The following is a 10668-nucleotide window of genomic DNA, read 5'->3' on the forward strand; positions in this document are numbered from 1 at the left end:
GAGCACGACGCTGACGGTCGCCAGGGTCGTCGGGCTGCCGATTTCGGCGACGGCGCGAACCGTCGATTCGGCTTTCGAACGATCGGGATGCACTTCGTAGTGCCGGTGAATATTTTCGACGATGACGATCGCTTGATCGACGAGGAGACCCAGGCCTAAGATCAGCGCGAACAGCGTGATGCGGTTGATCGATTGTCCGGTCATCATCCCTACGCCCAGCGTGATGAACAGCGTGAGCGGAATGGCGGTGGCCACGACCAGCGCTTCGCGCCAGCCCAGAACCAGGAGCAAGAGCACGACGATGACGATCGCCTCGACCAAACGCTCGATCAGTTCGTTGACGGCTAAGTTGGCTTTGGCGCCGTCGTTGCGCGTAACCGTGACGTCAACGCCGGGCGGGAGTTCGGTAGCCTTCGTTGTGGCTAAAATGCTTTGGGCGACCGAGACCGCGTTGCTGCCGGCTTTCTTTGCGATGGCGATGCTGACCGCGGGTTGCGGAGCCTTGGATGCGTTCTTCTCGGCTCCGCCGTACGCGAATTGCGTGCGCGCTTCTTCGGGAATATAGCCGAGTTGGACGTCGGCCACCTGGCCGAGGGTGACCGGCTGGCCTTTGCTGACGCTGACGATCTGCGAACGCACTTGGTCGACGTTGGAGAAGACGGTCCCCACGTGAATCGTGAGTTCGTTGCGAGCGTCGCGGACGGTGCCGACCGGACGCGTGAGGTTCGTTACGCCTAGGGCCTGTGCGATTTGCCCGGGCGAGAGGCCGTACGCCGCGAGCTTGACCGGATCGATCGTGACGTTCACTTCGCGCGGGCGCCCGCCGTAGGTATCGATCGTCGAAACGCCGTCGATGGAACGAAGGGCATCGATCAGGTGTTCCGCCGCCGCATCGAGCTGGCCGCGGTTGTAGTTCGCGCCGTGCAAGGTGAGGACGACGATCGGAATGTCGTCGACCGAAAGCGGGGTGATCTGCGGCTGCGATGCTCCGGGCGGCAGCTCGTTGAGGTGCGCGAACACCTGGTCGTACAGGCTCACGAACGATTTGGTCGGGTCGTCGCCGACGTGGAACAGCACCGTCATGATCGAGACGTCCTGCGTCGAGGTCGAGTAGATGTGCTCGATGCCGGGAACTTCTTGAAGAACGCGTTCGCCGCGTTCGGTGACGAGTTTCTGCACTTCTTCGGACGAACCGCCGGGATACTGCGTGACGATCGTCGCGGCGGGCATCGTGATTTGCGGATTTTCCTGACGCGGGGTCTGGAAAATCGCCATCAAGCCCCAGACGCAAATCGCGATGACGATTGCGGGGGTCAGTTTCGACTGGAGAAAATACCGGGCGATGCGCCCGGCCATGCCTTGTTTGCTCATTAAGGCGACACCGTAACGCGTGCGCCATCGGTGAGTTGCGCGATATTGGTCACGGCGACGCGCGCGCCGGCGCGCAGGCCGCTCACTTCGACGGACGTACCGTTCACGACCCCGGGCTGCACCGGCATGAACGTGGCGCGATCCGATACGACCGCGAAGACGCCGGCTTGCCCGGCGCGCGTCACCATGGCCGCGAACGGCACGCTCACGCCGCGATGCGTGCTACCGGGAACCGAGACGCGTGCGAACATTCCGGGCAACAGCCCCGCGCGCGATGCGACGGCGATGCGCACCGTCGCAGAACGCAACGCTGCGTTATCGGACGGGACGACGGCGCGCACCGTTGCGGGGACTTGCGCCCCGCCCAATGCGTCGACGTGCACGGCGACGCTCGCTCCGGGCACGAGCGATGCCGCATTGTCCTCGGGGACGGCGACATCCAACTCGAGATCGTGGGTGTCTTGCACGGTCGCAACCGGGCTACCGGGCCCGACTACCGAGCCGGGTTCGACGAATTTTGAAGTAACGACCCCTGAAAACGGGGCGGTAATCGTAGCGTTTTGTAGCGGCACGCTCGCGGCCATGACGCCGGCTTGCGCTTGGGCCGCCATGCTTGCGGCTGCGCCGAGGCCGGCTTGGGCCTGCGCGACTCCGGCGCGCGCGGCTGCTAAGCTCGCCTGCGTTTCGTCCTGCTGCTGCTTGGAAATGGCGCCCTGCGCGTAGAGCGAGGACATACGGCCGGCCGTCGTCTGGGCGAGTTGGAGGCGGCTTTGCGCCTGCGCTACCTGGGCTTGGGCGGCCCGTTGGCTATCCGAGGCGGCCGCGGCTCCGGCACGCGCGCCGACTAATTGCGCGCCGTATTGTGAGGTATCGACCTGCGCCAGCACCGTTCCGGCGCTAACGCGATCGCCCACGCGAACGGAGACCGACACGATGCGCCCGGCCGATGCCGCGCCGACCGTGGCATTGCTGACGGCGCTGAGCGTCCCCGACAGTTCGATCGGCGATGAAAAAGAAGCCGTGCGAGCGATCGCGACGGAAACCGGAATGCTCTGTTCGGCCGAAGTATCGGGGCCGTGGGACGCGCAGCCGGAGATCAACACCCCGCCTGCCAAGGCTGCGGCGATCACGCTGTTACGCATTGCGCTTGGTGCCCCCGACGCCGAACATCGCCAGAAAATTGGACATCAGACACCAGCCGGTCAAGGACGACTGCAGCAGGTTGACTCCCACGAACGCCGTGAGCCACAACCAGCGCCGATCCAGGAGTGCGAGCGCCGCGCTGGCGAGCACGATGGTTCCGGCAACGCCGCGAACCGCGGCTTCGACTCTCCACCCGCGGTCTTTGGCCGGGCAGAGTAATGGATTAACGGCACTCATTGAATGTGAACTCCTTGCAAGCGGGTGACCTCGCCGAATATACCATACCCCCTAGGGTATTGCAAGCGTAACCCGATACCGAGTAGAGTAACGGTATGGCAAGAAAAAGCCGGGAACCGATTGTGCAGAGTGAGGGAAGGCTCGACATCGACCCCGAGACGACCCAGGCGATTTTGGCGCGTTTACGGCGCGTCGAGGGCCAAGTGCGGGCGATCGCCCGGATGATCGAGCAAGGGCGCGATTGCCACTCGATCGCGCAACAAATGGGCGCCGCAAAGTCGGCGCTGGAACGCGCGACCGTGCAGTTGATGGCTTCGAGTTTAGTTCAATGCATTCGGCCGAACAAAGACGGCGAGTTCGACCAAAAAGAGGTCGCCCGGCTTACCGATACGTTCGTAAAGATTTTGGGCTAAACCGTCGACGCGTATACCCGTTGATCGTCGCGCGCGAGCGCGAAGGTTTCGAGGATCGAGCGATCGAGGTAGCGCACGTGGCCGCGTTCGCGGCGGACGCCGCCGGCTTCTTCGAGCCGCGCGATAGCTCTGGCCGCAACTTCCTTTACCGTTCCGACCGCGGCGGCGATTTGCGATTGCGTCATCGTTTGCAGGGGCGGTAGCGCGATGGCCATTCCGGCCGTGGGCGTTGCGTGCTGCAAGAAAAACGACGCGATGCGGTTGGTAACGGGTTCGGTTGCCTGGGCGAAGAGCGCATCGGTGACGATGCGCAGCCGTTGCGCGCAGAGCGCGGCGAGCGAAAAGAGCAGCTCGGGATGTTGCCGTGCCTGCTCGCGCAATACTTCACGGGGTATCGCAAGAAATTTGGCGCTCTTCGATAAGACGATCGTACGCCCCATCGTGGCGCCGTCGTCCAGAAATGGGACCAGCGCGAAGAGTTCGCGCGGAGCGATACTGTAGTAGAAGCGGTCGCGCCCCGTATCTCCCGCAGCGTTTGCAAGCGTGCCCTCGATGACCAATCCGACGTACGGCCACGCCGCATTCTTTCGGATAACGGTTTTACCGCGGCGCGCAACCTGTACTTTAGACGCCTGCGCGATGGTGTGAAGCGAGCCCTCGGCTAAAGCGCGAAACGCGGGGACGCTGCGCAGCGTTGCGACGATCGCGTCGTCGTGCGGCATCGGGAGCACGCGCGTGACCTCGGCAAACCACTGGTCGTCCGACCATTTTTTGAGCGTAACCATGAACGAGCCGGGACGCCGGGCCTCCAGAACCTCGCGAAGCCAACTCGTATCCTTCGAGCTCGAGAAGGTCACCGGCCGAAGCGGGGTGAGATCGTCGCAGACGCCCAGGAGTTCTCGCTCGTCGAGCGAGGCGATCGCAATTGTGGTCATGGGTCGATTTTACACATCGATGCCGGAGCGTCCGCCCTCTTGGAGTGCCGACAGGCAAAACCTGCCATTTGGCTGAGCTTAAAAGGTGACTTAAGTTATTATATGGAGCTAGAGCTTAAGAATCGAGTAACCCGCCCTTAAAAGGCGCTTAGCCCGGGGCGGGTATTCTAGGGTAGCAGAGGCTCGCGTTGGAAGCCGCTGCTTCACCGTTGGAGTATAGATGCGAAAACTTTCCATCACGGCACTGGCTTTAGGGGCGGCCCTTCTGTGCACGCCGCTCGCGCAAGCCGCGAACGCGCGGTTGCTCGAGACCGGCTCCTCGCTGCTCTACCCGCTGATGAATCTGTGGGTTGCCGATTACCAAAAGGGGCATGGCGTCCAGATTACGACCCAGAGCACCGGTAGCGGCACCGGCATCTCGCAGGCGATTTCGGGCGTTGCCCAGATCGGCGCCTCGGATGCCTATATGTCGGACGGCCAGATGAAGGGCACGCCGATGCTCAACATCCCGCTGGCCATCAGCGCCCAGCAGATCAACTACAATCTCCCCGGGCTCAATAACACCCACTTGCACTTATCCGGCCCCGTCATCGCCGGGATCTACAGCGGTCAGATCAAGTTTTGGGATGACGCCAAAATCAAAGCGTTAAACAAGAACTTCGCGTCGAAGCTGCCGCACCACGAGATCGTTGCGGTACACCGTTCGGACGGCTCGGGCGACACGTTCATCTTCTCGCAGTATCTCTCGTTCTCCACACCGTCGTGGAAGAACGGCCCCGGCTACGGCACCACCATCAGCTGGCCGTCGGTTTCGAATGCGGTCGGCGCGAACGGCAACCCGGGCATGGTGCAGACCTGCCAGAGTACCAAGTACTGCATCGCCTACATCGGCGTGAGCTTCCTGAACGAAACCAACAAGGCCGGCCTCGGTTATGCCGCGCTGCTCAACCGCTCGGGGAACTTCGTGCTCCCGACCGCGGCGACGATCTCGGCTGCGGCCAAGGCTCTTGGGAGCAAGACCCCGCGCGACGAACGCATCTCGCTGGTCTTCGCGCCGGGCGCGCAATCGTATCCGATCATCAACTACGAATACGCGATCGTAAATCCGAAGCAGGCCGACCCCTCGACCCGCGCGGCGCTCAAAGAGTTCCTTTCCTGGACGGTCGACGCCAAGGGCGGCCAGCAGGAGCGATTCCTCTCCAGCGTACATTTCCTACCGCTGCCTGCAGCGATCGTGAAACTCAGCAAGGCCCAGATCGACAAGATCGAGTAATCGGTTTCCGTCGCAACGATTACCCTGGTAAGGCCCGGGGGCGTCGCCCATGACGCCCTCGGGTACGTTGCTTGTTGCAAGGAATCTGCATGATCCAACGCCCGTCTCGACTGCAACGGCCGAACGCGCAATTTGCCCTCAGCGGCCTGACCGGCATTGCTGCACTCACCAGCGTCCTCATCATTGTGTTGATGCTGGTTTTTTTGGCTATCTACGCCTATCCGGCCATCCGCTTCAATGGTCTGGGATTCTTCTCGGGCACGATTTGGAACATCGGGAATCAGTACGGTAGCGGCAGCGTCACCCGTAACGGATTCTCAGCCGAACCCGGTGCGGTATTCGGCGCGGTGGTGTTTATTTTCGGAAGCGTTGCAACCTCGTCGCTCGCAATGATCATCGCGGTCCCGTTCTCGATTATGGTGGCGATGGCGCTGGTGTACCGCGTTCATCCGCGCATTCGTCCGATCGCGAATGCGCTGGTCGAATTGATGGCCGGCGTTCCGTCGGTCGTCTACGGTTTGTGGGGTATGGTCGTCTTGGTGCCGCTGATCGCTCGCCTTCCCGGCGCCGGTAGCGGTAACGGACTTCTGGCGGCGACGATCATCCTAGCACTGATGGTCACACCGATCATGGTCGCAACGATTCGCGACGTGGTGCTGGCGCAGTCGGCGACGATCTTCGAAGCGAGCATGGCGCTGGGCGGAACCAGTTGGCAAGCGGTAACGCGAGCGGTGCTTCCCAGCGTGCGCGGCGGCGTCGTCGCATCCGTGTTGCTCGCATTCGGCCGTGCGCTTGGCGAAACGATGGCCGTCTTGATGGTGTGCGGCTCGGCGATCAACTCGCTGCCGCAGAACATCTATCAACCCGTCAATACGATCGCCGCCGTCATCGTCTCGCAACTGGAGTCGGCGCTCACGGATTCGAGCGGCATGGCCCAGCGGTCGCTGGCCGAGCTCGCCGTGGTGCTCTTTCTCATCACGCTCGCCGTCAACATCATCGCCCGCGTGGCGCTGCACGGCGCCGATCGATCGGAGGGGCAGTGATCTGGCGTTCGGCGTTCAATCGTCTGTGGTGGACGATCAGCATCCTCTGTCTGCTCGCGGCAATCGCGATTCTCTTTATCGTCTTTGCGTTTGTCGCGATCCGCGGTTTCCCGGCGCTCCATCCGGAGATTTTTTACACGGTAACCTCCGGCATCGCGGGCGGGCTTGCGAACGCGATCGCGGGTACGTTCTTGCTCGTGAGCGTCGGCTTGCTCATCGTGACCGTCGTCGGATTGGGTACGGCGATTTGGATCGTGGAGTTTGCGCCGCCCTGGGGCAAGAGCACCGTGCGCTTTGCGATCGATATTCTTTCGGGCGTTCCGTCGATCGTGGTTGGATATTTTCTGTACGTCGCACTCGTCGAAGCGCTCGGATGGGGCTTTTCGCTGATGGCGGGTGCGCTCGCGCTGGCCATCTTCATGTTGCCCTACGTCGTTCGTTCGGCCGATATCGCGCTCTCGAAGGTGCCGCCCGCCATACGGGAGGGGGCATTCGCGTTGGGAGCTCGCCCGGCCATGGTGGTGTTCACGATTGCCTTCCCATGGGCCGCGCCGGGCATTCTTACCGGCTTATTGGTCGCGACGGGCATCGGCGTGGGCGAAACGGCGCCGCTCATCTACACCGCCGGCTGGTCGAATTACATGCCGACGCTCGCCCCGACCCACTCGCCGGTCGGCTATCTCACGTACGTGGTCTGGACCTACATCAGTCAGCCGTTCGCGAAGTCGCATGAATTGGCGTATGCGGCGGCCTTGCTCCTGATGATCTTTATCTTCACGACCAACTTGCTCGCGCGCAGTTTCCTGGAGTACAGCCTCTCGAGTCGCGGCCGGCGCTGAGAGACCGGTTCGGGCTAGACGAAAGGGGGCCGAGCACATTGCTCAGCCCCCTTTCGTCTAGCGAGCGGCCTGGCCGCCGCCGATTTAGGCCTTCGGCGTGTACGCGACGCACCAGCCCTTGGGGCTGATGACCCCGGCAACGACTTTGCACTGCCCGTTGGCGGCGGCAGTCTTGCCCGGGATGAAGAGGGAGCAGCCCGAGCACTGCTTGCCGTCCTTCGGCATGCTCTGGTATTTGAATTGCTTCTGCGAGCCCTTGGCTTCCGCGATAGCGGTCGTTCCGGCCGCGAGCAGCCCGGCGAGCGCCGGCATGACCACGAGGCCTGCGAGCACCTCTTTGCGCGTCATCTTATGATCCATGGATGAGTCACCTCCAAATTCGTTCAACGAGTCCACGTCGGAGTTCGTTGTTTGCCTCGAATCTTCTGGCTCCTTGAGGGGGAGGCGCTCTCGAATCGTGCGATGGCCGCTAGCCGCAATTGTGGAGGGCGGCGACGCAGGAACGGTGGCTCGGCCAGCCCCTCAAAAAGACATTTGTCGGCCTAGAAGGATTGGCATTTCTCGGCAATCTGTGCTACCATCCGCCATAGGAAGCGAAGTCGGTTACCATCTGAGCGTGTTATTCGAGTCGATTCCAACTAATAGATCACTAAACCATTGAGGAGTCCTCGTCTAACATGTATCAAGACGAAACACTATCCTGCGTCGATTGTTCGCGCCAATTCACGTTCTCGGCAGGCGAACAAGAGTTCTTTGCCATGAAAGGCTTCCAGAACAAGCCCAACCGTTGTCCCGATTGCCGCGCTGCGCGTAAGGCATCCCAGGGCGGCGGCGGCGGACGCGGCGGTTTCGGCGGCGGCGCCGGCGGCGCCCAGCGCGAGAAGTTCCGCGCAACGTGCAGCCAGTGCGGCGGTGTGGCAGAAGTGCCGTTCCAACCGCGCGGCGATAAGCCGGTCTACTGTCGCGATTGTTTCGCCAGTCGTCCGTCCTACCGCTAACTATCCTATCGGATAATCCAAAGGGCCCGATTTTATCGGGCCCTTTGCATTTACAGCTTCGCTTAACGCGAGCGGCGAGCTTCCCCGGCACGGTATCGATAAACGATCCGAGCCTTGGAGAGATCATAGGGAGACATTTCGAGATCGACTCGATCGCCCATGAGGATCTTAATCCGATGCCGGCGCAACCGCCCGGCGATGTGCGCGAGGACGGTATGACCGTTCTCCAACTCCACGGCAAACGTCGCGCTGGGATAAATTTGCGTGATCGTGCCGAATACTTCCAGCGGAGCCTCTTTAACTTGGGACGGCTCTGCCGCCCGGGGGGTCTTGGGCCTAGCGGCCCGGCGGCCCGCTATGATGGGCCCACTTTCTGGCTATTCATCCCCCTACTCTACACCATAGCCGCTAGTTTTCGCTCGCACCGACATCTGAAAGGGATGGCTTCGTGAAACTCTCTCGTCCAAACTGGTCGAATGGCCTGGGGATCCTTGGGATCCATCTGGGAGCCCTACTCATCTTTCTGCCCGGCATGTTTACCTGGTCGGGCCTGGCGGTGGCGGCGGCGATCGCGTACGCGACGGGCGCCTTGGGCGTCACCCTGAACTACCATCGCACCCTGACGCACCGCAGCCTGCGCATGATCAAGCCGCTTGAGTACCTCACGGCGATCTTCGGAGCGCTGGCGCTGCAGGGAGACCCGATCACCTGGGTTGCGACCCACCGCATCCACCACGCGCACTCCGATCGCAAGGGCGACCCGCATACCGTGCGGCGCGGCCTGACGTGGGCGCACATCCTGTGGCTCTTCCGGACCAACAAATACGTGCCGTCGCCCGAGGAGAAGCGGCGCTACTGCCCCGACCTCTACGCCGATAAGTTTTACGTGGTCAGCGGCTACCTGCACATCCCCCTGCAGCTCTTGCTGGCAGCGGGGCTCTTTGCACTCGGCGGCTGGTCGTGGGTCGTGATGGGCATCTTCTTGCGCTTGGTCTTCACCTACCACACGACGTGGCTCGTCAACAGCGCATCGCATGCGGTCGGATACCGCACCTACCGAACGACCGATCGCTCGACCAACTCCTGGTGGGTCGCGCTGGTCTCGTTCGGCGAGGGTTGGCATAATAACCATCATGCGTTTCCGTTCTCGGCGCGCCACGGCATGGCTTGGTGGGAAATCGATCTCACGTGGTGGCACATCAAACTGCTGCGCACCCTGCGCATGGTCGATCGCATTCGCGTGCCCTCGATGGAAATGCGCGAACGGCTGCGCGTGGGAATTCGCCGCCCGTCTCGCGTAGGTTAACCCGCCGAAACATTCTGGAGCACCCAAAGCATTGAGTTATGATAAACGGCGCTGGAAACGCGTCGCTGCTGACGAACGCGGCCCGTGCAAAACGCCGGGCTGCCAGAACGAAGCGCGCGAGCAGTGCCGGCGCGGCACGTGTAAAGAGCTGCATTGTGAGGAGCACAAGGGCGGGCATACGGCCATCCACACGCTCCTGAAAAAGCGGGGATTCGCGCGCTAACCCGCGAGCTGCACGAGATCGAAGCCGCCCTCGCGAGCGAACCCGACGCGGTCGCGTTGCTGATGCGCCGAGCTGCGTTGCTCGACGCGCTGGGACGCACTACGCCGGCTACCGATGCCTATATCGACGTGCTCCGGCGTGAGCCCGGGCACGGTGAGGCGCTGGCGAATCTGGGCACGTTGCTCTTTAACACCGGCCGCCGCAGTGCCGCGCGCCTCACCTACGAAGAGGCGCTCCGGCACAACGGCGAGTCGGTGCCTTTATTGGTGAATCTTGCGAACGCACTGCTCGAACTCGGGGAGACCGCGCCGGCACGCGATCGCTACGAGCGTGCTCTCGCGCTCGATCCCGTTTGCGCCCGCGCCCACCAAGGGTTGAGCTACGCGCTCGGGCGTTTGGGCGACGAGGCCGGAGCGAAATTGCATCGGCAGCGCGGGTTTGCGGCGCAGCCCGTTCACATCGTGCCGTATCGCGGCGGCGACGCGGCGCCCACCGTTCTCGTGTTGCTGAGCGCCGCCGGCGGTAACGTTGCGACCGAGCTCTTTCTGGACGATACGGCTTTCACCGTGGTGAAGGTTTTCGCGGATTACTACGATCCGTCGGCCGCATTGCCCGGCCACGACGTCGTCTTCAATGCGATCGGCGATGCCGAGATGTGCGGTGCGGCGCTTCGCGCGGCGAATGCGATGACGCGCGCGCACACGCTGCCTGTCGTTAACGCGCCGGCACGCGTGGTACGCACTGCCCGCGTCGACGTGAGCGAACTGTGCGCGGGGATACCCGGCGTCGTGGCGCCACGCACGCGGCTGATCGCGCGCGAACGATTTGCAGCGGAGTGCGAATTACCGACGCTCGTGCGTTCGCCCGGGTTCCATACCGGCGAGCAT

The 10668-nt window shown here is 62.6% G+C and carries 13 protein-coding genes; 7 read left to right on the forward strand and 6 right to left on the reverse strand.

Annotation, left to right across the window (positions count from 1 at the left end):
- The 3 genes from VMW12_13045 to VMW12_13055 all read right to left on the reverse strand — a co-directional run.
- Positions 1-1371: efflux RND transporter permease subunit (locus VMW12_13045; GenBank protein HUZ50646.1), on the reverse strand; the 1371-nt coding region annotated here is incomplete at its 3' end.
- Positions 1371-2513 (reverse strand): efflux RND transporter periplasmic adaptor subunit, encoded by a 1143-nt coding sequence (locus VMW12_13050; protein ID HUZ50647.1) that lies wholly within the window; start codon positions 2511-2513, stop codon positions 1371-1373. The genes VMW12_13050 and VMW12_13045, both read right to left, overlap by 1 nt.
- Positions 2506-2751, reverse strand: a complete 246-nt coding sequence (locus VMW12_13055) for a DUF2892 domain-containing protein (protein HUZ50648.1) — start codon at positions 2749-2751, stop codon at positions 2506-2508. Before VMW12_13055 ends, VMW12_13050 begins: the two co-directional genes overlap by 8 nt.
- Positions 2752-2873: 122 nt before the next feature.
- Between VMW12_13055 and VMW12_13060 the strand changes: the two genes are divergently transcribed.
- Positions 2874-3164 carry a metal-sensitive transcriptional regulator gene (locus VMW12_13060; GenBank protein HUZ50649.1) on the forward strand — a complete coding sequence of 97 codons (291 nt, stop codon included), beginning with the start codon at positions 2874-2876 and terminating at the stop codon, positions 3162-3164.
- On the opposite strand, the gene VMW12_13065 is transcribed toward VMW12_13060, so the two are convergent.
- Positions 3161-4099 (reverse strand): Crp/Fnr family transcriptional regulator, encoded by a 939-nt coding sequence (locus VMW12_13065; GenBank protein ID HUZ50650.1) that lies wholly within the window; start codon positions 4097-4099, stop codon positions 3161-3163. The two genes, VMW12_13060 and VMW12_13065, sit on opposite strands and share 4 nt — an antisense overlap.
- Positions 4100-4319: 220 nt before the next feature.
- Between VMW12_13065 and pstS the strand changes: the two genes are divergently transcribed.
- The 3 genes from pstS to pstA all read left to right on the forward strand — a co-directional run bounded on the left by pstS (position 4320) and on the right by pstA (position 7254).
- Positions 4320-5372, forward strand: coding sequence for a phosphate ABC transporter substrate-binding protein PstS (gene pstS / locus VMW12_13070; protein HUZ50651.1), 1053 nt, complete (start codon positions 4320-4322; stop codon positions 5370-5372).
- A gap of 89 nt (positions 5373-5461) precedes the next feature.
- Positions 5462-6415, forward strand: a complete 954-nt coding sequence (gene pstC / locus VMW12_13075) for a phosphate ABC transporter permease subunit PstC (GenBank protein ID HUZ50652.1) — start codon at positions 5462-5464, stop codon at positions 6413-6415.
- Complete coding sequence (gene pstA / locus VMW12_13080; GenBank protein HUZ50653.1) at positions 6412-7254, forward strand: phosphate ABC transporter permease PstA; 843 nt, start codon at positions 6412-6414, stop codon at positions 7252-7254. The genes pstC and pstA overlap by 4 nt, the downstream gene beginning before the upstream one ends.
- A gap of 84 nt (positions 7255-7338) precedes the next feature.
- Here the strand turns inward: pstA and VMW12_13085 are convergent, their stop codons facing one another.
- Positions 7339-7614 carry a high-potential iron-sulfur protein gene (locus VMW12_13085; GenBank protein HUZ50654.1) on the reverse strand — a complete coding sequence of 92 codons (276 nt, stop codon included), beginning with the start codon at positions 7612-7614 and terminating at the stop codon, positions 7339-7341.
- A gap of 317 nt (positions 7615-7931) precedes the next feature.
- Between VMW12_13085 and VMW12_13090 the strand changes: the two genes are divergently transcribed.
- Positions 7932-8252, forward strand: a complete 321-nt coding sequence (locus tag VMW12_13090; protein HUZ50655.1) for a zinc-ribbon domain containing protein — start codon at positions 7932-7934, stop codon at positions 8250-8252.
- A gap of 62 nt (positions 8253-8314) precedes the next feature.
- Here VMW12_13090 and infA read toward each other — a convergent pair whose 3' ends face one another.
- Positions 8315-8539, reverse strand: a complete 225-nt coding sequence (infA, locus tag VMW12_13095; GenBank protein ID HUZ50656.1) for a translation initiation factor IF-1 — start codon at positions 8537-8539, stop codon at positions 8315-8317.
- Between the two features lie 161 nt (positions 8540-8700).
- Here infA and VMW12_13100 point away from each other — a divergent pair, with 161 nt between their 5' ends.
- On the forward strand, positions 8701-9558 hold the full coding sequence (locus VMW12_13100) for a fatty acid desaturase (protein HUZ50657.1): 858 nt from the start codon (positions 8701-8703) through the stop codon (positions 9556-9558).
- 285 nt (positions 9559-9843) lie between these two features.
- Positions 9844-10668 (forward strand): tetratricopeptide repeat protein (locus VMW12_13105; GenBank protein HUZ50658.1); only part of this gene is annotated, 825 nt, incomplete at its 3' end.

The sequence above is a fragment of the Candidatus Dormiibacterota bacterium genome (assembly GCA_035532835.1).
GTDB lineage: Bacteria > Vulcanimicrobiota > Vulcanimicrobiia > Vulcanimicrobiales > Vulcanimicrobiaceae > DAHUXY01.